General features: G+C 77.4%; 19 protein-coding genes. 9 read left to right on the top strand and 10 right to left on the bottom strand.

The window, feature by feature from the left end:
• Nucleotides 1-18 precede the first annotated feature (18 nt).
• The 5 genes from BLQ97_RS02030 to BLQ97_RS02010 all read right to left on the bottom strand — a co-directional run bounded on the left by BLQ97_RS02030 (nt 19) and on the right by BLQ97_RS02010 (nt 5,695).
• Nucleotides 19-1,782 (bottom strand): acetyl/propionyl/methylcrotonyl-CoA carboxylase subunit alpha, encoded by a 1,764-nt coding sequence (locus BLQ97_RS02030; RefSeq protein WP_091362758.1) that lies wholly within the window; start codon nt 1,780-1,782, stop codon nt 19-21.
• 86 nt (nt 1,783-1,868) lie between these two features.
• Nucleotides 1,869-3,158 (bottom strand): hypothetical protein, encoded by a 1,290-nt coding sequence (locus BLQ97_RS23560; RefSeq protein WP_139173416.1) that lies wholly within the window; start codon nt 3,156-3,158, stop codon nt 1,869-1,871.
• A gap of 100 nt (nt 3,159-3,258) precedes the next feature.
• Nucleotides 3,259-3,861 (bottom strand): Maf family protein, encoded by a 603-nt coding sequence (locus BLQ97_RS02020; RefSeq protein WP_281181355.1) that lies wholly within the window; start codon nt 3,859-3,861, stop codon nt 3,259-3,261.
• The gene (locus BLQ97_RS02015) at nt 3,858-4,073 is read right to left on the bottom strand and encodes an acyl-CoA carboxylase subunit epsilon (protein WP_091362753.1); all 216 of its coding nucleotides are present in this window, start codon (nt 4,071-4,073) and stop codon (nt 3,858-3,860) included. The genes BLQ97_RS02020 and BLQ97_RS02015 overlap by 4 nt, the downstream gene beginning before the upstream one ends.
• Entirely contained in the window at nt 4,070-5,695 is a 1,626-nt protein-coding gene (locus BLQ97_RS02010) for an acyl-CoA carboxylase subunit beta (RefSeq protein ID WP_091362749.1), read from the bottom strand. The genes BLQ97_RS02015 and BLQ97_RS02010 overlap by 4 nt, the downstream gene beginning before the upstream one ends.
• A 19-nt stretch (nt 5,696-5,714) precedes the next feature.
• Between BLQ97_RS02010 and BLQ97_RS02005 the strand changes: the two genes are divergently transcribed.
• The 5 genes from BLQ97_RS02005 (at nt 5,715) to BLQ97_RS01985 (ending at nt 12,725) form a co-directional block, all read left to right on the top strand.
• Nucleotides 5,715-6,557: a biotin--[acetyl-CoA-carboxylase] ligase gene (locus BLQ97_RS02005; protein ID WP_091362747.1), complete on the top strand. Its 843-nt coding sequence runs from the start codon at nt 5,715-5,717 to the stop codon at nt 6,555-6,557.
• Nucleotides 6,558-6,588: 31 nt separating this feature from the next.
• Complete coding sequence (locus BLQ97_RS02000) at nt 6,589-7,092, top strand: PH domain-containing protein (RefSeq protein ID WP_091362745.1); 504 nt, start codon at nt 6,589-6,591, stop codon at nt 7,090-7,092.
• A 157-nt stretch (nt 7,093-7,249) separates the two neighbouring features.
• The gene (locus tag BLQ97_RS01995) at nt 7,250-8,554 is read left to right on the top strand and encodes an acyltransferase family protein (RefSeq protein WP_091362743.1); all 1,305 of its coding nucleotides are present in this window, start codon (nt 7,250-7,252) and stop codon (nt 8,552-8,554) included.
• Nucleotides 8,555-8,616: 62 nt separating this feature from the next.
• Nucleotides 8,617-9,768 (top strand): exonuclease SbcCD subunit D, encoded by a 1,152-nt coding sequence (locus BLQ97_RS01990; RefSeq protein WP_091362741.1) that lies wholly within the window; start codon nt 8,617-8,619, stop codon nt 9,766-9,768.
• Entirely contained in the window at nt 9,765-12,725 is a 2,961-nt protein-coding gene (locus BLQ97_RS01985) for an AAA family ATPase (protein WP_091362739.1), read from the top strand. The genes BLQ97_RS01990 and BLQ97_RS01985 overlap by 4 nt, the downstream gene beginning before the upstream one ends.
• Nucleotides 12,726-12,735: 10 nt before the next feature.
• On the opposite strand, the gene BLQ97_RS01980 is transcribed toward BLQ97_RS01985, so the two are convergent.
• The gene (locus BLQ97_RS01980; RefSeq protein WP_091362737.1) at nt 12,736-13,272 is read right to left on the bottom strand and encodes a GtrA family protein; all 537 of its coding nucleotides are present in this window, start codon (nt 13,270-13,272) and stop codon (nt 12,736-12,738) included.
• Between the two features lie 86 nt (nt 13,273-13,358).
• Between BLQ97_RS01980 and BLQ97_RS01975 the strand changes: the two genes are divergently transcribed.
• Genes BLQ97_RS01975 through BLQ97_RS01960 form a run of 4 tightly spaced genes read left to right on the top strand, consistent with a single transcriptional unit; the run spans nt 13,359 to nt 17,008 of the window.
• Entirely contained in the window at nt 13,359-14,045 is a 687-nt protein-coding gene (locus tag BLQ97_RS01975) for an SGNH/GDSL hydrolase family protein (RefSeq protein ID WP_091362735.1), read from the top strand.
• Between the two features lie 34 nt (nt 14,046-14,079).
• On the top strand, nt 14,080-15,291 hold the full coding sequence (locus BLQ97_RS01970) for a 5-(carboxyamino)imidazole ribonucleotide synthase (RefSeq protein ID WP_091362734.1): 1,212 nt from the start codon (nt 14,080-14,082) through the stop codon (nt 15,289-15,291).
• Nucleotides 15,292-15,828 (top strand): 5-(carboxyamino)imidazole ribonucleotide mutase, encoded by a 537-nt coding sequence (gene purE, locus BLQ97_RS01965; RefSeq protein WP_245691727.1) that lies wholly within the window; start codon nt 15,292-15,294, stop codon nt 15,826-15,828.
• A 10-nt stretch (nt 15,829-15,838) separates the two neighbouring features.
• Nucleotides 15,839-17,008, top strand: a complete 1,170-nt coding sequence (locus BLQ97_RS01960) for an acyl-CoA dehydrogenase family protein (protein WP_091362732.1) — start codon at nt 15,839-15,841, stop codon at nt 17,006-17,008.
• Between the two features lie 7 nt (nt 17,009-17,015).
• Here BLQ97_RS01960 and BLQ97_RS01955 read toward each other — a convergent pair whose 3' ends face one another.
• The 4 genes from BLQ97_RS01955 to BLQ97_RS01940 are packed head-to-tail and all read right to left on the bottom strand — an operon-like array spanning nt 17,016 to nt 20,617.
• The gene (locus BLQ97_RS01955; protein ID WP_175471556.1) at nt 17,016-17,456 is read right to left on the bottom strand and encodes a hypothetical protein; all 441 of its coding nucleotides are present in this window, start codon (nt 17,454-17,456) and stop codon (nt 17,016-17,018) included.
• A complete protein-coding gene (locus BLQ97_RS01950) occupies nt 17,453-19,003 on the bottom strand; it encodes a molybdopterin-dependent oxidoreductase (RefSeq protein WP_091362728.1) in 1,551 nt (516 codons plus the stop codon). Before BLQ97_RS01950 ends, BLQ97_RS01955 begins: the two co-directional genes overlap by 4 nt.
• Nucleotides 19,000-19,431, bottom strand: a complete 432-nt coding sequence (locus BLQ97_RS01945) for a hypothetical protein (RefSeq protein WP_091362726.1) — start codon at nt 19,429-19,431, stop codon at nt 19,000-19,002. Before BLQ97_RS01945 ends, BLQ97_RS01950 begins: the two co-directional genes overlap by 4 nt.
• A 31-nt stretch (nt 19,432-19,462) precedes the next feature.
• Nucleotides 19,463-20,617, bottom strand: a complete 1,155-nt coding sequence (locus BLQ97_RS01940) for a flavin-containing monooxygenase (protein WP_091362724.1) — start codon at nt 20,615-20,617, stop codon at nt 19,463-19,465.
• Between the last annotated feature and the right edge of the window lie 37 nt (nt 20,618-20,654).

Raw genomic sequence — 20,654 nt, 5'->3', positions numbered from 1 at the left:
CCGCCGTCGGTCGTGCGGCTACCCGGCGTCGGCGATGGTGCAGAGGACCGCGCCGCTGGTGACGCCGGCGCCCACCTCGGCCGCCAGGCCGGTCACGGTGCCGGCCTTGTGGGCGACGATCGGCTGCTCCATCTTCATCGCCTCCAGGACGACGACGAGGTCGCCGGCCTCCACCTGCTCGCCGTCGGCGACGGCGACCTTGACGATCGTGCCCTGCATCGGCGAGGTGAGGGCGTCCCCGCTCGCGGCCGACCCACCGTGCCCGGAGCCCCGCCTGCGCGGCTTGGCACCCCCGCCGGCGACGGCCGGTGCACCGCCGCCCGCGGCGAGCCCGGCGGGCAGCGTCACCTCGAGCCGGCGGCCGCCGACCTCGACGACGACGGTCTGCCGCGGCTCCTCCTCGTCGGCCCCGGCCGGCGCGGCGGAGTACGGCGCCACCTGGTTGTCCCACTCGGTCTCGATCCACCGGGTGTGCACGCTGAACGGCTCGGCGGTGAACGCCTCGTCGCGCACGACCGCGCGGTGGAACGGGACGACGGTCGGCATGCCCTCGACCACCAGCTCGTCGAGCGCGCGGCGGGCCCGCTGCAGGGCCTCGGCGCGGGTGGCGCCGGTGACGATCAGCTTGGCCAGCATCGAGTCGAACGCGCCGGCCACCTCGCCGCCGGTCTCCACGCCGGAGTCCCAGCGCACACCGGGGCCCTGCGGGATCTCCAACCGGGTCACCGGGCCGGGGGCGGGCATGAAGTTGCGGCCGGCGTCCTCGGCGTTGATGCGGAACTCGATGCTGTGCCCGCGCGGGGTCGGGTCCTGGGTGACCTCCAGTGGCAGGCCGTCGGCGATGCGGAACTGCTGGCGCACCAGGTCCAGGCCGCTGGTCTCCTCCGACACCGGGTGCTCGACCTGCAGGCGGGTGTTGACCTCGAGGAAGGAGATCGACCCGTCGGTGCCGACGAGGTACTCGACGGTGCCGGCGCCGTGGTACCCGGCCTCCCGGCAGATGGCCTTGGCCGACTCGTGGATCCGCGCCCGCTGCTCGTCGGTGAGGAACGGGGCCGGCGCCTCCTCGACCAGCTTCTGGTTGCGCCGCTGCAGCGAGCAGTCGCGGGTGCCGACGACGACGACGTTGCCGTGGGTGTCGGCCAGCACCTGCGCCTCGACGTGCCGCGGCTTGTCGAGAAACCGCTCGACGAAGCACTCGCCGCGGCCGAAGGCGGCCACGGCCTCGCGGACGGCGGAGTCGAACAGCTCGGGGATCTCCTCCTCGGTGCGGGCGACCTTCAGGCCGCGGCCGCCACCGCCGAACGCGGCCTTGATGGCCACCGGCAGGCCGTGCTCGCGGGCGAAGGCCAGCACCTCGTCGGCGCCGCCGACCGGGTCCTCGGTGCCCGGGACGAGCGGCGCGCCCACCTTCATCGCGATGTGCCGGGCCGCGACCTTGTCGCCGAGGTCGACGATCGCCTGCGGGGACGGGCCGATCCAGGTGAGCCCGGCGTCGAGGACGGCCTGGGCGAAGTCGGCGTTCTCCGAGAGGAAGCCGTAGCCGGGGTGGACCGCGTCGGCGCCGGAGCGCTTCGCGGCGTCGAGGACCTTGTCGATCACCAGGTAGGAGTCGCCGGGCGTCGTCCCGCCGAGCGCGAACGCCTCGTCGGCGGTGCGGACGTGCAGCGCGTCCCGGTCGGGCTCGGCGTAGACGGCGACGCTGGTCAGACCGGCGTCCCGGCACGCGCGGGCGACGCGCACGGCGATCTCGCCGCGGTTGGCGATGAGGACCTTCTGCACCGGACGACTCCCTCGTTCGTGAACCGGTCGGACTGTAGCCAGGCGGGCGCGGTGCGCCCGCGGCAGGGCCGGTGACGAGGGAGGGGTCAGACGCCGGCGGTCTCGGCGTCCGGTGCGGGCCGCGGAGGCAGGGCCGGGGAGCCGACGACCCGCCGCCACCAGCGGGCCCCGCGGCCCCGGCCGGCGGCCTCGGTGGCGTGCGCCGCCGGCACGACCGGCTCCGGGACGGCGGCCTGCTCGGCCGGCGTCTCCGCGACCGGCTCCTCCGCGGGCGCCTCCTCCGCAGACGGCTCCTCCGCGGTGGCCGGCGCGACGGGCGCCGGGACCGGCAGCAGCGCCGCCATCGCGTCGAGGGCGGCCTCGAGCAGCTCCGCCGGCTCGACGGGCTGGTCGACGGGGCGGTCCCCGTCGAGCCCCTCCGCGGGCACCCGCAGGTCCGCGAGGTCGCCGGAGACCCGGCAGCCGAGGGCGGTGAGCTCCGCGACGGCGGCGTCCGCGGCGGCCCGCACCCAGCCGCGGTCGCGCGCCGGCAGCGTCAGCCGCGCCGAGCCGGGCCGGCCGGCCAGCGCGCCGACGGCCGGGCCGTGGGTGACCCGGGCGGCGTAGAGGGGCCACTCGACCGAGTAGCCGAGGCGCTCGTTGAGCCGGCGCAGCAGCTCGCTCTCCGCCCGGCCCAGCGAGGGGTTGCAGCGGCCGGAGGGCAGCGTGGCCACCGCCGGGTCGACGCCGACGACGGCGGCGAAGCGCTCCCACAGCAGGGCCGGGTCGCCGCCCTGCGCCGGCACCGTGACCACGTGCAGCCGGCCGGCGGGCAGCCCGGCGCCCCAGCGGCGGAGCACCGCGGGGACGTCCTGCCGCAGCCAGAAGGCCTCGGCGTGGCCCTCGGTGGTGTCGGCAGCCGGCCGCTGCTCGTCGGGCCGTCCCGAACCCGGGCGCACCACCTCCAGGAAGTCGCCGAAGGGGAGCGAGTGGCGGTTCTTCAGGTCCTCCTGCCACACCGCGGGCAGCTGCCGGGCCAGGTCCCGCACGGTGACGACGACGTGCACCTCGGCGAAGTCGAGGTCGGCCAGGACGCGGGCGACCTCCTCCTCGGTCAGGTCGCCGAAGAGCTCGTGCGAGACGACCGTCGTCCCCTCGTGGGCGCGGGCCTCCGCCACCAGGCGGCCCCAGGCGCCGGGGACGCCGGGGTCGAGGTGGCCGTGGAAGCTGCGCTGCTGGGCGTCGAGGACGGCGTGGAAGTGCGCGGCCGGGTGCTCCCCGGGGTAGCGGACGCCGGCCTCGGCCAGCGCCGGGCGCGACTCCCAGAGCAGCTCCTGCAGGAACGTCGTCCCGGACTTGGGCGTCCCGACGTGCATGACCACTCGCTGCGCACTCACGGGAACGGATCGTGACGGGTCGGTCCGCCCCACCGGGCGTGTCGCGGCCGTGTCGCCTCCCGCCCGCCCCGGTCGTCACACCGGTCCCACGGTCTCCGGGTCAGCGCCGCCAGAGGTCGCTGATCGCCAGCCCGCGCCGGGCCAGCTGCTCGCGCAGCGCCGCCAGCGACAGCCCGACCACCGACGCCGGGTCGCCCTCCACCCGGCGGACGAACGGCGCGCCCAGGCCGTCGAGGGTGAAGGCGCCGGCCACCGCCAGCGGCTCCCCGGTGGCCAGGTAGGCCTCCACCTCCACCGCCGTCGGGGTCGCGAAGTGCACGACCGTCGAGGTGACGACGACGTCGCGGGAGGCCACCGAGCCGCCGCGGACGTCGAGCAGCGCCTGGCCGGTGTGCAGCGTGCCGCTGCGGCCGGCCATCCGCCGCCAGCGCTCCCGCGCCTCCGCCGCGTCGGCCGGCTTGCCCATCGCCTGGCCGCGGAACTCCAGCAGCGAGTCCGCGCCGACGACCAGCGCGTCGTCCTCCCGCCGGGCGACGGCGCCGGCCTTGGCCGCGGCCAGCAGGGCGACCTGCTCGGCCACCCGGGGCGCGGTCACCGTCGTCTCGTCGACGTCGCTCACCACGACCTCGGGCGCGAGGCCCGCCTGGCGCAGCAGGGCCAGCCGGGCCGGGGACGCCGAGGCGAGGACCAGCCTCCTGCTCACGCGAACCGTCCCGAGGCCCGCCAGCCACCGGGGCCGGGCCGCACCGGCGGCCGGTGCGCGTCGCCGTGGGACGCCCAGGCGCCGACCGGGACGGGCCGGCGCCGTGGCCGGCCTCCCTGGGCCAGGGCGGCGACCACGACGGTGAGCGCGGCGAGCTCCTCGTCGGTCGGCTCACCGCGGACGACCCGCAGCAGCGGGCGCTGCTCACTCACAGCGGGATGTTCCCGTGCTTCTTGGGGGGCAGGGTCTGGCGCTTGTTCGCCAGCAGGCGCAGCGCCTTGGTGATCTCGACGCGGGTCTCCGAGGGGCGGATCACCTGGTCCACGTACCCACGGTCGGCCGCCACGTACGGCGACAGCAGCGTGTCCTCGTACTCGGTGATCAGCTCGGCGCGGCGGGCGTCGGGGTCGGCGGCCTCGGCCAGCTCGCGCCGGTAGAGGATGTTGACCGCGCCCTGCGCCCCCATGACGGCGACCTGCGCGGTCGGCCAGGCCAGGTTGAGGTCGGCGCCGAGGTGCTTGGAGCCCATGACGTCGTAGGCGCCGCCGTAGGCCTTGCGGGTGATCACGGTGATCTTCGGGACGGTCGCCTCGCCGTAGGCGTAGATCAGCTTCGCGCCGCGGCGGATGATCCCCTCCCACTCCTGCGACGTCCCGGGGAGGAAGCCCGGGACGTCGACGAAGGTGAGCACCGGGACGTTGAACGCGTCGCAGGTGCGCACGAAGCGGGCGGCCTTCTCGCTGGCGTCGATGTCGAGCGTGCCGGCGAACTGGGTCGGCTGGTTGGCCACCACGCCCACCGGCCGGCCCTCGACCCGGCCGAAGCCGACCACGATGTTGGGCGCGAACAGCGGCTGCACCTCGAGGAACTCGCCGTCGTCGAGGACGTGCTCGACCACGGTGTGCATGTCGTAGGGCGTGTTCGCCGAGTCCGGGACGACGGTGTCGAGCTCGCGGTCGGCGTCGGTGACGCCGTCGGGGGTGGTGTCGGCGGGCGGCACCTCCACCACGGGCAGCGGGTCGAGGTTGTTGCTCGGCAGGTAGCTCAGCAGCGCCTTGACGTAGTCCAGCGCGTCGGCCTCGTCCTCGGCCAGGTAGTGCGCCACCCCGGACTTGGTGTTGTGCGTGCGGGCGCCGCCGAGCTCCTCGAGGGTGACGTCCTCGCCGGTCACCGTCTTCACCACGTCGGGGCCGGTGATGAACATCTGGCTGGTCTGGTCGACCATCACGACGAAGTCGGTGAGCGCGGGGGAGTAGACGTGCCCGCCGGCCGCGGCGCCCATCACCAGCGAGATCTGCGGGATGACGCCGGAGGCGTGCACGTTGCGCCGGAAGATCTCGCCGTAGAGGCCGAGGGAGACCACGCCCTCCTGGATGCGCGCGCCGCCGCCCTCGTTGATGCCGATGACCGGGCAGCCGTTGCGCACCGCCAGGTCGAGCACCTTGACGATCTTCTCGCCGTAGACCTCGCCGAGGCTGCCGCCGAAGACCGTGACGTCCTGGGAGAACACGCACACCGGGCGGCCGTCGACGGTCCCGTACCCGGTGACGACGCCGTCGCCGAAGGGCCGTCGGGCGTCCATGCCGAAGTTGGCGGAGCGGTGCCGGGCGAACTCGTCGAGCTCGGTGAACGAGCCGGGGTCCAGCAGCGCCTCGATCCGCTCGCGGGCGGTCATCTTGCCCGCGGCGTGCTGCTTCTCCACCGCCCGCTCGGAGCCGGCGTGCGTGGCCTCCTGGACGCGGCGCTCGAAGTCCGCCAGCTTGCCGGCGGTCGTGTGGACGTCGATGTCACCGGGGACGTGCTCGCCGGCGCTCTCCCGTTCAGCCGCACTCACGGAGCCGTAGCGTAGGGGAGTGCCCGACGCGTCCTCCGCCCGCTGGTCGGAGCTCGACCGCCCGCCGCTCGACGGCCCGGCGCTGCAGGCGGCGCTCACCCGCGACAGCCGGCTGTGGCGCTCGGTGGAGGTCGTGGAGGAGGTCGGCTCCACCAACGCCGTCCTCCTCGAGCGGGCCGCCGGCGACGACGCTCCCGAGGGCCTGGTCCTCGTCGCCGAGCACCAGGCCGCCGGGCGCGGCCGGCTGGCCCGCACCTGGGCCTCCCCGCCCCGGGCCGGGCTGACCGTCTCGGTGCTGCTGCGCCCCGACGTCCCCGCCGCCCGGCGCGGGTGGCTGCCGCTGCTCACCGGCGTGGCGCTGGCCGAGGCCGTCGGCGAGGTCACCGGCGTCCGCACCTCGCTGAAGTGGCCCAACGACCTGCTCGCGCTCGACGGCACCAAGCTGGCCGGCATCCTGGCCGAGGCGGCCGGGACCGCGGTCGTCGTCGGCACCGGCCTCAACGTCTCCACCCGGCGCGAGGAGCTGCCCCCGACCGGGTCGTCGCTGGCGCTGGTCACCGGCGCCGCGGTGGACCGGGCGCCGGTGCTGCTGGCCTACCTGCGCGCGCTGGAGCGGCGCTACCTCGCCTGGACCGCCGCGCTCGGCGACCCGGTCGCCACCGGCCTGGCCACCGACTACCTCGCCTGGTGCTCCACCGTGGGCGCCGAGGTCGCCGTCGCGCTGCCCGACGGCGCGACGCTGGAGGGCACCGCCACCGCCGTCGACTGGGACGGCCGGCTGGTGGTGCGCACCCCGGACGGCACCGCCGAGCTGGCCAGCGGCGACGTCCGGCACGTGCGGACACGCCCGCCGGGAACCTGACGCGCGGCCCCCGCTCGGTCATCCTGGCCCGGTGCCCTACCCCGACAAGCTCCTCGCCGACGACGAGGAGGTCCTCGTCCACCTGCACCCGCACTGGACGACGCTGTTCTGGCCGGTCGTGTGGTTCCTCGTCGTGGTGGGTGCCGGCTCCTACGTCGCCGCGCTCGTCCCGGCCGGCGGGCAGCAGGGCGTGCTGCGCGCGGCCCTGCTCGCCGTCGCGGTGGTCGTGCTCGCCGTCCTCGTCGCCCGGCCGGTGCTGCGCTGGCGGACGACGCACACCGTCGTCACCACCTCCCGGCTGCTCGTGCGCGCCGGCGTGCTGACCCGCCGCGGGCGGGACGTGCCGCTGTCGCGGATCACCGACGTGTCCTCCCGCCAGACGCTGGGGCAGCGGGTGCTGCGCTCCGGGACGCTGACGGTCGAGACCGCCGGGGAGGGTGCGGTCGTGCTCGACCGCCTGCCGGCCTGTGACCACGTCCAGCGGCTCCTGGTCGAACTGGTCGAGGAGGACGCCGACCGGTCCGCGGCGGTGTGACGCCCGGGACACGCGGGAGTGCTGGGGGCGCTTCGTCAGGTTGTGCCGGACGCGCCCGGCGAAGTCTGGAGGCGCATGACTCAACGTGACCGGATCGTGCCGTTAGCGTGGTCGACGGGGCCACGGGACCGGTCCTTCACGACGACTGGGGGAGACCATGCGGGCAGCAGCCGGACAGGACGCGGGCCGCGCGACGGGCGGGCCGCCACCGGGTGAGATCCGGGCCCTGACCGGGTTGCGCGCCCTCGCCGCGACGTGGGTGGTCGTCCTCCACTTCAGCAACAACCCCGGCTCGACGTGGGCGCCGGTCCTCCAGCCGATCCGGCCGCTGATCCAGAGCGGCTGGCTCGGCGTCGACCTGTTCTTCGTGCTCAGCGGCTTCGTGCTGACCCACACGTACCTCGACAAGATCGGCCGCCGGGTGGGCGTGCGCTCCACCGCGGCCTTCTACTGGAACCGGCTCAGCCGGGTGTGGCCGACCTGGCTCGTGGTCATGGGCGCCTTCACCGGCTGGCTGGTGCTCAAGCACCTCACCGTCGGCGGCCTGCACGTGCACGAGCCCGACCAGCCGCACGTCGACGCCGCGCACCTGCTGGCGCAGGTCCTCATGGTCCAGCAGTGGACGCAGCCGATGGTGTCGGCCTCGACCTTCCCCGGCCCCGGCTGGTCGCTGTCGGCCGAGTGGCTGGCCTACCTCGTCTTCCCGGTCCTGGTCCTCGGGCTGCACCGGGTCCGCCGGCTGCCCGCCGCCGTGCTCGCCGTCGGGGCGCTGCTCCCGCTGCTGCCCTTCGCCTGGATCGCCGCCGCCGACGCCACCCACGAGTACGCCTGGGCATGGCTGCTGCGCATCGCCGGCGCCTTCGTGGCCGGCAGCCTGACCGGGCTGTGCGTGCGCCGGATCCGGCCCACCGAGCGGGTCCGCCGCGGCGCCTCGGTCCTGGCGGCCGGGACGCTCGTCTGCATCGGGGTCGTGGTGTGGTGGTCGGCCGCCCGCTTCGTCGACCACGCCGGCGTCGCCGTCCTCGCCTTCCCCGTCCTCGTCGGCGCGCTCGCCTTCGCCGACCGCGGCCCGGCCCGCCTGCTGAGCACCCCGTGGATGGTCACCGGCGGCCGGATCTCCTTCGCCGTCTACCTGGTGCACCTGTTCGTCTTCGAGGTCTGGTGGACGGCGATGGACGTCGTCCCGCACCTGCAGCCGGACTCGCGGCTCGCGTCGCTGGCCGCACCGCTGGTCCTGGTCGCGCCGTTCCCGCTGGCCTGGCTCACGTGGCGCTACGTCGAGGAGCCCGCGCGGCTGTTCATGCGGCGCTTCGCTCCGCAGGACGCGCCGCGCGCGGTCTCCCTGCCGCCGGTGCACGAGCGGGCGGGGGCCGCGGGCGGCCGCACCCCGGAGCCGGCGTTCCCCGCGCAGCGCGCCCCGGGCCAGGCCGACGCCGCGCAGCCGAGCCTCGTCAGCGGCTGACCGCTGCCGGTCCCGGCGGGCCCGACCGGTCCTGTCGGCCCCGCGACCTACCCTGCGCACCCATGCGGCTCCTGCACACCTCCGACTGGCACATCGGGCGGTCGCTGCACGGTGCCGACCTGCTCGCCGAGCAGGAGGCGGTGCTGTCGGGGCTGGCCGGGGTGGTGGCCGCCGAGGGCGTCGACGCCGTCGTCGTGGCCGGTGACGTCTACGACCGCGCGGTGCCCTCGGCCGACGCCCAGGCCGTCCTCGACCGGGTGGTGGGGCGGCTGCTCGGCGCGGGAGCCACGGTCGTGCTCACCCCGGGCAACCACGACTCGGCCCGCCGGCTGGGCACCTTCTCCGGGCTGCTGACCCAGGCCGGGCTGCACGTGCGCGCGTCCACCGCGCGGCTCGACGAGCCCGTGCTGCTCACCGACGCGCACGGCGAGGTCGCCGTCTACGGCGTGCCCTACCTCGAGCCCGAGATCGCCCGGCACGAGCTGGGCCTGCGGGAGGCCCGCAGCCACGAGGCGGTGCTGCGGGCGGCGATGGAGCGGGTGCGCGCCGACCTCTCCCTCCGCCCGGGGGCACGGTCGGTCGTGCTCGCGCACGCCTTCGTCGGCGGCGGCGTGGCCAGCGAGAGCGAGCGCGACATCTGCGTCGGCGGGGTCGACCTGGTGCCGGCGTCGGTGTTCGACGGCGTGGACTACGTGGCGCTGGGCCACCTGCACCGGCCGCAGTCGCTCACCGACCGGCTGCGCTACAGCGGCTCGCCGATGGCCTACTCCTTCGGTGAGGCCGGGCAGGGCAAGCAGGCGTGGCTGGTCGACCTCGACGCCTCCGGGCTGGCCGGCGTCCGCGCCGTGCCGCTGCCGGAGCCGCGGCCGCTGGTCGTGCTCACCGGCACCCTCGAGCAGCTGCTCGACGACCCGGCGCACGCCGCGGCGGAGGACGCGTTCGTCTCCGCCCGGCTGACCGACGACGTCCGCCCGGCCGACCCGATGCGCAAGCTGCGCGCCCGCTTCGGGCACTGCGTGCACCTGGAGTGGGTCGGCGGCGGGGGCGGCGGCGACGGCCGCAGCTACCAGGAGCGGCTGCGCGGGCGCGGCGACGTGGACGTCGCGGGCGAGTTCGTCGCGCACGTCCGCGACGGGGTGGCGGCCACCCCCGCCGAGCGGGACCTGCTGGCCCGGGCGCTGGGCGCCGCGGCCCGCGAGGAGCTGGCCCGGTGAGGCTGCACTCGCTCACCCTCACCGCCTTCGGCCCGTTCGCCGGCACCGAGACCCTCGACGTCGACGAGGTCTCCCGTGACGGGCTGTTCCTCCTGTGGGGCCCCACCGGCGCCGGCAAGACGACGCTGCTCGACGCCGTGGTGTTCGTGCTCTACGGCACCGTGCCGGGCGCGCGCGGGGAGGCCCGGCGGCTGCGCAGCGACCACGCCGACGCCGCCACGCGCACCGAGGTCTCCTGCGAGCTGACCCTCGCCGGCGAGCGCCTGCGGGTCACCCGCCGGCCGGAGCAGACCCGCCCGAAGAAGCGCGGCGCCGGGGAGACCACCGAGCAGGCCCGGCTGACCGTGCAGCGCCGGTCGGGCGGGGACTGGGAGCCGGTGAGCACCCGCATCGACGAGGGCTCGGAGTACCTGCGGGTGCGGCTGGGCCTGTCGGCCGAGCAGTTCTGCCAGGTGGTGCTGCTGCCGCAGGGCGACTTCGCCCGCTTCCTGCGCGCCGAGCCCGAGGACCGCGGGCGGCTGCTGCGCACCCTCTTCGACGTCGACCGGTTCGCCCGCGCCGAGGAGTGGCTGGCCGGCGAGCGGCGCGCCGCCGACGAGGCGCTGCGGGCCGACCGGCACCGGGTGAGCACGCTGCTGCACCGCGTCGCCCAGATCGCCGACGTCGAGGTGCCCGAGGAGCTGGCGCCCGAGCTGGTCGGCGCGCGTCCCGGCGCGTCCGTGGGGACGTGGGTGCGGGAGGTCCGCGCCCGGGCGGCCGGGCAGCAGTCCCGGGCCGCCGCGGCGGCGGAGGCCGCGGCCGGCGACGGCGCCCGCGCCGACGCGGACCTGGCGGCCGCCCGCGCGCTGGCCGACCGGCACGCCCGTCGCGACCGCGCCCGGACCGAGCTCGACCGGCTCACCGCCCGGGAACCGGAGCTGGCGCCGCTGCGGGCCCGCGCCGACGCCGGCCGCCGCGCCGAGGCGCTGCGCGACGTCCTGGACGCGGCCGCCCGCACCGCGGAGGCCGCCCGGCGCGCGACCACCGCCCGGGAGGCCGCCGCCGGAGCGTGGGCCGCGGTCGCCGGCGGGCGCGAGGCCGCCACCGGCACCGCCCGCGAGCTGCGCGACGCCGCCGCCGCGGCCCGGGCACTGCTGCCCGAGGCCGGCCGGGCCGCCGAGCTCGCCGCCGCGGTGACCCGCCTGGCGCGCGAGACCGAGCGGCTCACCGCCCGCTGCGCCGAGGGCGCCCGCGCCGCCGAGGAGGAGCCCACCCGGGTGGCCGCCGCCCAGGAGCGGCTCGATGCCGCCCAGACCGCCGCCGCCCGGCTGCCCGGCGTGGTCGCCGCGGAGGAGGCCGCCGCGGCCGCGCTGGACGCCGCCGCCCGCGCCGCCGAGGTCGCCGGCCGTCTCGAGCGGGCCCGCGCCGGCGCCGACGCCGCCCGGCTGGCCTGGCTGGACGCCCGCGAGCGCCTGGTCGACGTGCGCACCGCCCGGCTGGAGGGCATGGCCGCCGAGCTCGCCGCCGGGCTGGCCGACGGCGCGGACTGCCCGGTCTGCGGCTCTCCCGAGCACCCGCGGCCCGCCGTGCCGGCCGGGGCGTCGGTGACCGCCGACGACGAGGACCGGGCCCGCGCCGCGGTCGACGCGGCCGACGAGCGCCGTGCCGCCGCCGGCGCGGTCGTCGAGGAGCACGAGCGCCGGCTGGCCGTGCTGCGCGAGCGCGCCGGCGAGCGACCCGCCGAGGAGCTCGCCGGGCAGGCCACCGCTGCCCGCGCCGAGCGCGACCGCGTCGCCGCCCGGGCCGCGGACGTCGAGGAGGCACGCCGCGCGCTCGCCGCCGCGGAGGCCCGCCGCGAGGCCGCCGCCACCGCCCTGGCCGCCGACCGGGAGGCGCTGCAGCGGTGCACCGCGGAGCGGGCGGCCCGCGCCGACGCGCTCGCCGAGCTGACCGCCCGGCTGGACGCCGCCCGCGGCGGGGACGCCGACCTGCCCGCCCGGGTCACCCGGCTCACCGCCGGGGCCGACCGCTGCGAGGCCGCCGTGGCCGCCACCGACGAGGAGCGCCGCGCGGCCGCCGCCGACGACGAGGCCCGCGCGGCCGCCGCCGACCGGGCCGCCGCGGCCGGCTTCGCCGACGTCCGCGCCGCCGGGGAGGCGCTGCTGGCCGCCGGGGAGCTGGCCGCGCTCGACCGCCGGCTGGCCGAGCACGACGAGGCCCGTTCGGTGCTGGCCGCCACGCTCGCCGACCCCGACCTCGCCGACCTGGACGAGCGGCCCGACGTCGCCGCCCTGCAGGCCCGCTGCGCGGAGGCGACCGCCCGCCGCGAGGAGGCGGTCACCGCGCTGGACCAGGCGCGCCGCTGCGCCGACGCGCTCGACGGGCTGGCCGGCGAGGTGGTCGCCGCCGAGGTGGAGCTCGCCGAGCGCCGGGCCCGCGCCGACCAGGTGGGCGGGCTGGCCGACCTGGTGGGGGGACGGGGCGCCAACACGCTGCGGATGCGGCTGCAGTCCTTCGTGCTCGCCGCCCGCCTCGAGCAGGTGGCCGAGGTGGCCAGCCGGCGGCTGCAGGAGATGTCGCGCGGGCGCTACACGTTCCTGCACAGCGACGCGCTGGGCCGCCACGGCGCCCGCGGCGGGCTCGGCCTCGACGTCCTCGACGAGTACACCGGCACCCGGCGGCCCACGAAGACCCTCTCGGGCGGGGAGAGCTTCATGGCCTCGCTGGCCCTCGCCCTCGGGCTGGCCGACGTCGTCACCGCCGAGGCCGGCGGCGTGCAGATGGACACGCTGTTCGTCGACGAGGGCTTCGGCACCCTCGACGCCCAGGCCCTCGACGCGGTGATGACCGTGCTCGACGAGCTGCGCCGGGGCGGGCGGACGGTCGGCGTCATCAGCCACCTCGAGGAGTTGCGCACGCGCATCCCCACCCGGCTGGAGGTCGTCGCCGGCCGGTCGGGCTCACGCCTCGCCGCCTGACGGCGCGGCGTCAGGCGCCGGTCGTGGCCGGGTCGGTGCCGGGGAGCCGGCGCACGACCCCGGTGTGCGGGCGGCCCTGCTCGGGCGTGGTCCCAGCGGCCGGCGCCTGCTTGGGCGGGAAGACCCAGCGGCGGTAGGCGAACCAGCGCACGACCGTGCCCAGGCAGATGGAGGCGACGTTGGCCGCCTGCAGCACCAGGGCGTGCTCCTGGCCCAGCGGGTGGCGCACGACGGCGACGACCGCCAGCCCCAGGAGCAGGGTCAGCCCGTTGACCAGCACGAAGGCGACGTACTCCCGCCGGTAGCCGGTGCGCTCGCGGTGCGCGAACGACCAGAACCGGTGCCCGAGGTAGGCCACCGAGGTGGAGACCAGCGTGGACGCCAGCTTGGCCGTCACCGCGCCGGTGCCCGAGCCGTACAGCAGCTGGAACAGGGCGACGTCGAGGGCGAAGCAGGAGGCGCCGACCGCGCCGAAGGCGCCCAGCTCCCGGAGCAGGAGGTGCCACGTGCTCCTGGCGCGGCGGCCCAGCGCCGGGAGGAGGCCCATGGGGACCGACTGTACGGTCCGGCGGCCGGCGGGCACGCTGCCCTGCGTCCGCGGCCCCGACCACCGCACAGGCGACAATCGCAGCCATGCCCTCTCCCTCCCGCCGGTCCCGGCTGAGACCCCCGCGGTGGCGGCGCGCGGCCGTGCTCCTGGTGCTGCTGTGCGCGCTCGTGAGCACCGCCGCGTGCACGGCCACGCCGGACGTGCAGGCCGAGGACCGGGAGCCCGAGGAGGTCGTCCTCGTCGTGGTCGGCGACTCGCTGACCGCCGGCACCGAACCCCTGGCCGACGGCGAGGTCCGCGGCCAGGGCTCGTGGGTGCCGGCCGCGCTCGGGGACCCGCTCGTCCTCGGCGGCGGCTGGGCGGTGCCCGGGGCGACCACCGGGGACATGCGCCAGGGCGTGGGCCGGGTCGACGGCGACGTGCTCCTGGTGATGGCCGGCACCAACGACGTCGCCCAGGGCGTCGCCTGGGAGGCCAGCCGCGACAACCTCCTGACGGTCACGCGGACGCTGCGGCTGGACGAGGTGATCGTGTCGGCCATCCCGCCGTCCGCCGACCACGCGGCGGCCGCCACCGCCTACAACGAGCAGCTGCGGCAGTTCGCCCTCGAGCAGGGCTGGACCTACGTGGACCCCTGGGAGACCGCCCGGGACGGCGAGGGCTGGGTGGCCGGTGGCAGCGCCGACGGCATCCACCCGACCCAGCAGGTGGCCGACGAGGTGGGCCGCACCCTGCGGGTCGCCGTCCTCGCCCGGGCCGCCGGTGGGTGAGTCCCCCCGCCGGGCCACTAGCCTCGGCGGCGCCATGACCTCACTCGACCCGAGGACCGGCCTGCCCGTCGTCGCCATGGTGGGAGGCGGGCAGCTGGCCCGGATGACCCACCAGGCCGCCGTCGCGCTCGGCCAGTCGCTGCGCGTGCTGGCCACCGACCCCGCCGACTCCGCCGCGCTGGTCGCCCCCGACGTCCGGATCGGCGACCACCGCGACCTCGACGCGCTGCGCGCCCTGGCCGAGGGCGCGACGGTGGTGACCTTCGACCACGAGCACGTCCCGACCGAGCACCTGCGGGCCCTGGCCGCCGAGGGCGTCCGCGTCGCGCCCGGCGCCGGGGCGCTGGTCCACGCGCAGGACAAGCTGGTGCTGCGCCGGGCGCTGGCCGAGGCGGGTGAGCCGCAGCCCGCCTGGGCCGAGGTGCGCTCCCCGGAGGACCTCGCCGCGTTCGCCGACGCACACGGCGGGTGGCCGGTGGTCGTCAAGACCCCCCGCGGCGGCTACGACGGCCGCGGTGTGTTCGTCCTCGACGAGCCCGGCCAGGCCGGCGACCTGTTCGCCGCGCACCCCGCGCTGCTGGTCGAGGAGCGCGTGCCGCTGCTGCGCGAGCTGGCGGTGCTGGTGGCCCGCTCGCCGTTCGGCCAGGTCGCCGTCTGGCCGGTGGTCGAGACCGTGCAACGCGACGGGATCAACACCGAGGTGCTCGCTCCGGCGCCGGGCCTCGACGAGGAGACCGCCGGCGCGGCGCAGGAGCTCGCGGTGCGGATCGCCGCCCGGGTCGGCGTCGTCGGCGTGATGGCCGTCGAGCTGTTCGAGACCGCCGGGGGCGTGCTGGTCAACGAGCTGGCCATGCGCCCCCACAACTCCGGCCACTGGACGATCGAGGGGGCCCGCACCAGCCAGTTCGAGCAGCACCTGCGCGCCGTCCTCGACTACCCCCTGGGCTCGACGGAGCTCGCCGCACCGGTCGTCGTCACGGCCAACGTGCTCGGCGGTCGGGCGTCGGCGCCGGACTGGGTCGGTCCCGGCATCGACGAGCGGGTGCACCACCTGATGGCGCACTGGCCCGACGTGAAGCTGCACTGGTACGGCAAGGGTCAGCGCCCCGGCCGCAAGCTCGGCCACGTCACCGCGCTGGGCGCCGACCTCGCCGCGGTGCGCGCCCGCGCCGTCGCCGCGGCCCGCTACCTCGCCGACGGCGAGGTCGACCCGGCGTTCGCCTTCCCCGCCTCCGAGGAGCACTGAGTGGACCAGCCGCTCGTCGGCATCGTCATGGGCAGCGACTCCGACTGGCCCACGATGGAGCCCGCCGCCCACGCGCTGGCCGAGTTCGGCGTCCCGTACGAGGTGCACGTCCTGTCCGCCCACCGCACGCCGCAGCGGATGCTCGACTACGCGACGGCGGCGGCCGGCCGGGGGCTGCGGGTGCTCGTCGCGGGTGCCGGGGGAGCGGCCCACCTCCCCGGCATGCTCGCTGCCGCGACGCCGCTGCCCGTGATCGGCGTGCCGCGCCCCCTCGACCGGCTCGACGGGCTCGACAGCCTGCTGTCGATCGTGCAGATGCCGGCCGGCGTCCCGGTGGCCACGGTGTCGATCGGCGGCGGCCGCAACGCCGGGCTGCTGGCCGTCCGCGTGCTGGCCGCCGGTGACCCGGAGCTGCGCGCCGCGGTCGAGCGGTTCCAGGCCGACCTCGCCGACTCCGTCGTCGCCCGCGACGCGGCCCTGCGGGAGCGGCTCGCCGGGGAGGCGAGCGGCGTCCACGCGACTGGTCGGACGTCCTAGAGTCCTACTCGTGAGTACGAGCGGGCTGTACCAGCTGACGGAGGAGCACGACGCGATCCGGGCCGCGGTCCGGGACATCGCCGAGCGGGAGATCGCGCCGTACGCGGCCGAGGTCGACGCGGAGTCGCGCTACCCGATCGAGGCGCAGAAGGCGCTCACCGCGGCCGGGTTCCACGCCACGCACATCCCCGAGGCCTACGGCGGCGAGGGCGCCGACGCGATCGCGACCTGCATCGTGATCGAGGAGGTCGCCCGGGTCGACGTGTCCGCCTCGCTCATCCCGGCGGTCAACAAGCTCGGCTCGGTGCCGGTCATCCTGTCGGCGTCCGAGGAGCTCAAGCAGAAGGTGCTGCCCTCGATCGCCCGCGGCGACGCGATGATCAGTTACGGCCTGTCCGAGCGGGAGGCCGGCTCCGACGCGGCGTCGATGAAGACCCGCGCCCGCCGTGACGGTGACACCTGGGTGCTCAACGGCACCAAGGCCTGGATCACCAACTCCGGCGTCTCGGAGTGGTACACGGTCATGGCCGTCACCGACCCGGAGAAGCGGGCCAGCGGGATCTCGGCGTTCGTCGTGCACCGCGACGACCCGGGCTTCGCCGTGGGCCCCAAGGAGCGGAAGATGGGCATCAAGGGCTCGCCCACCTGCGAGCTCTACCTCACCGACTGCACCATCCCGGCCGACCGGATCATCGGGGCGGAGGGCACCGGCTTCAAGACCGCGCTGCGGACCCTGGACTTCACCCGCCCGACCATCGGCGCCCAGGCCGTCGGCATCGCGCAGGGCGCCCTCGACGCCGCCGTCGAGTACACCCGCGAGCGCAAGCAGTTCGGCAAGGCCGTCGCCGACTTCCAGGGCGTGCAGTTCATGCTCGCCGACATGGCCATGCAGATCGAGGCCGCCCGGCACCTGGTCTACGTCGCCGCCGCCCGCGGCGAGTCCGCCCACGACGGCGGCAAGGTGGACCCCGACCTCGGCCGGCTCTGCGCGGCGGCCAAGGCGTTCGCCTCCGACGTCGCCATGAAGGTGACCACCGACGCCGTCCAGCTCTTCGGCGGCGCCGGCTACACGCAGGACTTCCCGGTCGAGCGGATGATGCGCGACGCGAAGATCACCCAGATCTACGAGGGCACCAACCAGATCCAGCGGATGGTGATCGCCCGCAGCCTCCTGCGGTAGGGCGGGGTCAGACCGCGACGGGGAACCCGGTGGTGACCGCGAGGGCGACGAGCGCGGCCGCGACCCAGTCGACGGTGGCGCAGAACGGCGGCCACCACCGGGTCCCGCGGACGAACCCGGTGCGGTGCTGCCAGGCGTCCTTGACGCCGTGGCCGGCCAGCCCGGCGACCAGCAGCCAGGGCGAGCCGGGCACCGCGACGGCGGCGACCACCACGAACAGGGCCGTGACGGCGACCTCGGCGACCAGGACGTGCCGGCGCCCGTCGGCCACGGCGAAGCCGACGTAGACCGCGGCGATGAACGCCAGTCCCAGGGCGTAGACGGTCGCGGGGTCCAGCCAGGGGAAGGCCAGCGGGGAGGCCGCCTGCAGGACGCCGACGACGACGCCCCAGGTCACCGGTGCGCGGAGGTCGCGGGGACGGGCCGGGGCCGCGGCTGGGCCGGTCACCGGGACCGCCACGCGGCCGTGCTCCGGGCCGCCCAGCCGAGCCGGGTCGCGGCCTCGCCGGCGAGACGCCGGACCGCGGCGGTGGGCCGGCTGCCCCCGACCTGCACGGTGGTGGTGTGTAGGCCGCGCACGCCGTGGGGGAACGGGGTCGCGGGCGTCTCGTCCTGCCACCGGCCGTCCGCCGTGTGGCAGCGGACCGTCAGCCGGTGCCGCCCGCGCGTGGCCTCCCACGGCGCGGACCAGGGACGCCAGGCGTCCGGGCCGAGGTCGACGCCCAGGGTGGCGTCGGACCAGGGACCGTCGTCGACCCGGAGCTGCACGCGGTCGACCCCGACGGTCGGCGCCCACGCGTGGCCGCGGACGGTGGTCGGCCCCGCCTCGACGACGGAGGAGCCCGCGGGCGCGTCGATGCGGGAGGCCGGGTGCACCGGGTAGGTCCCGTCGCGCCAGCCGCGCCGTCCCCAGTAGGACAGCGGCGGCTCCGCGGTGACGGTGAGCCGCCGCAGCCACTTGAGGTTGCCGTCCTGGCCGGGACGGCCGGGGACGAGCAGCCGGGCGGGGCTGCCGTGCTCGCGGGGCAGCGGCCGGCCGGCCATCCCGACGGCGAGGAAGGCCCGCCGGGCCGCCGCGAGGGGGAGCACGTTGGTGTAGCCGTCGACGGCCTCGGCGACGACCCAGCCGGCGTCCGCGGTGGGGCCGGCGCGGTCGAGCAGCTCCCCGAGGCCGAGGCCGGTCCAGCGGGCGCACCCCACCCGGGAGCCGCCGACCGGGTCGTGCACGCACACCAGCAGCAGGTCCCGCTCCCCCAGGGGCAGCGACAGCAGCTCGTCCAGGGCGAGGACCAGGCCCTCCTGCACCGCGCCGTCCACCTGCAGCCGCCAGGCGTCCAGGTCGACCCGCGGCTCGGGCACGGTGACGTCGATGACGGGGAACGCCCCGGGCCCGGCGAGCAGCGGCGCGACGCCGGGCTGCCGGGCCGCGGCCGGGAGGGGCGGCAGGGGCCGGGCGGGCGCGGGCAGGGCGACCCGGTCGAGGAGGTCCGCGGCGCGGCGGCCGCGGGCGGTCCGGTCGACGGCGACCACCGCACCCGCGGCCAGCGCCGTGGCCACGGGGACCACCGACGGGGGGACGCGCAGCGGGGCGGCGGCGGCCGCGGAGACCGCGATCCCGGCGACGGCCGCCGCGGCGGTGTCCCGGGCCGACGCGTCGCCGCGGCGCAGCGCCAGGCCGCTGCCCAGGGCGTGCGGCGCGGCCGCCACGGCGGCGCCCAGCAGCGGCCGGTGCCCGGCGAGCGCGCCGCCGGCGGCCGCCGCGAGCCCGCTGACGCCGGCGGCCAGCACGGCCAGGCCCGGCTTGTCGGCCCGCCCGACCAGCGCGACCCCACCGTCGACGAGCGCGGCGGGGGAGGCGTCGACCAGCCCGCGGGCCAGCCCCGACGACGGCGAGCGGCCGCGGCGGGTGGCGGAGGCGGCGACCTCGCCGGCGGCGGCGGCCAGGAGCCCGGCGAGCAGGCCGAGCCGGGGACGAGGGGTGCGGTGCGCGGTCATCGGGGACTCCTCGGTCGGGGTGGTCGGGCGGAGGGAGCGGCCGGGGTCGGCGGCCGCGTCGAGAGCAGCAGCGCCGCGGCCAGGAGCGTGCTCACCGGCCCCCACAGCACGAGGCCGGCGGGGGACAGCCAGCCCAGCGCGGCGGGGACGGCGAGCACGGCGGCCGGGGCCCCGCCGGTCGCGGCGACGGCGCCGGCCGACCAGCCGCACCGGCGCAGGCAGGCGGCCGTGCCCAGCGCCCAGCCGGTGACGGCGGCCGCGGCGGCCGGCCAGGAGCCGGCGCCGAGCAGGACCCACCCGACCTCGAGTGCGAGCAGGGCGGTCAGCAGGGCCAGCAGCGTGGCGGCGTAGCGGAGGAGCAGGGTGCGGACCGTCGTGGCGGTGCCGGTGTGCGGGTCCGTCGGGGGCGCGGGGGTCGTGGTGGGCACGGGTGCCTCCTGCGGCGGGCCGGGCCGGCCCTCACGCCGGTGCGGTCACCGGGACCGCGGCCCCACGGCGGCCGGCTCCGGCCTGCGGCCCCGGCCGGTGCGCGTCGGTGGCCGTGCGGTCGTTGGCCATGCGGTCGTCGAGGGCGGCGGCGTCCGCGCCGACGAAGCCCAGCAGCGCCGATCCGCGGCAGGTCTGCCACGGCAGCCCGAGGACGTGGAGCCCGGGGACGGCGGTGACGCCGGCGTCGTGCCGGACCTGGCCGTCGACCACGACGCCGGGGACGTCCAGCCAGGAGTGGTCGCTGCGGTACCCGGTCGCCCACACGACCGCGTCGACGTCGACGGTGGTGCCGTTGGCGAAGCGGGCCGTGCGCCCGGTGACCCCGGTGAGCCGGGGCCGGAGGTCGACGCCGCGGCGGCGCAGGTCGCGGGTGCGGGTGCCGATGACCAGGTCGCCGCGGGCGCGCAGCCGGCGTCCGAGGCGGGTGTGCGCGGGCACCGTGAAGAAGCCGGCGGCGTCCAGCCAGGTGAACAGGTCGCGGCCGGCGATGCGCTGGGGCAGCTCGGCCGGCCGGGTGCCGACGGCGAGGGTGACCGGCCGGGTGGCGGCGAGCTCGGCGGCGATCTGCAGGCCGGAGTTGGCGCCGCCGACGACGAGCACGCGGCCGGCGCCGGGCAGCCCGGCCGGGTTGCGGTAGTCGGCGCTGTGCAGCTGTGGCACGTCCGGGTCCAGCTGGTCGGCGAGGACGGGGACGTGCGGCGTCTGGAACGGGCCGGTGGCCACGACCACCTGCTGGGCGCGCAGCGTGGCCGTCGGGGTGGTGGCCGTGAAGGTGCCGTCGGGCTCGCGCTGCAGCCGGGACACGGGGGAGTCCAGTCGGACCGGCAGGGCGAAGTGGGCGGCGTAGCCGGCCAGGTAGTCGGCGACGTCGTCCTTGCCCGGGTGGGTGTCGGCAGGTGCGGGGAACGGCAGGCCGGGCAGTGAGTCGTACCGGGCCGGGCTGAACAGCCGCAGCGAGTCCCAGCGGCGGCGCCAGGACGCGCCGATCTCGGGGGCGCCGTCGACGAGCAGGAAGTCCGCGCCGCGGCGGGCGAGGTGGTGGCCGAGGGCCAGACCGGCCTGGCCGGCGCCGACGACGAGCACGTCGAGCGGCTCGCGGTCGGCGGGGGCGGGGGTGTGGTGCACGGCGTCTCCAGGGAGGGGGTCCGGGCCCGGGTCCCGT

The sequence above is a fragment of the Geodermatophilus telluris genome (assembly GCF_900102745.1).
GTDB lineage: Bacteria > Actinomycetota > Actinomycetes > Mycobacteriales > Geodermatophilaceae > Geodermatophilus > Geodermatophilus telluris.
Note: the sequence above shows the minus strand (reverse complement) of the source record. Positions and strands in the feature narration are given on the sequence as shown.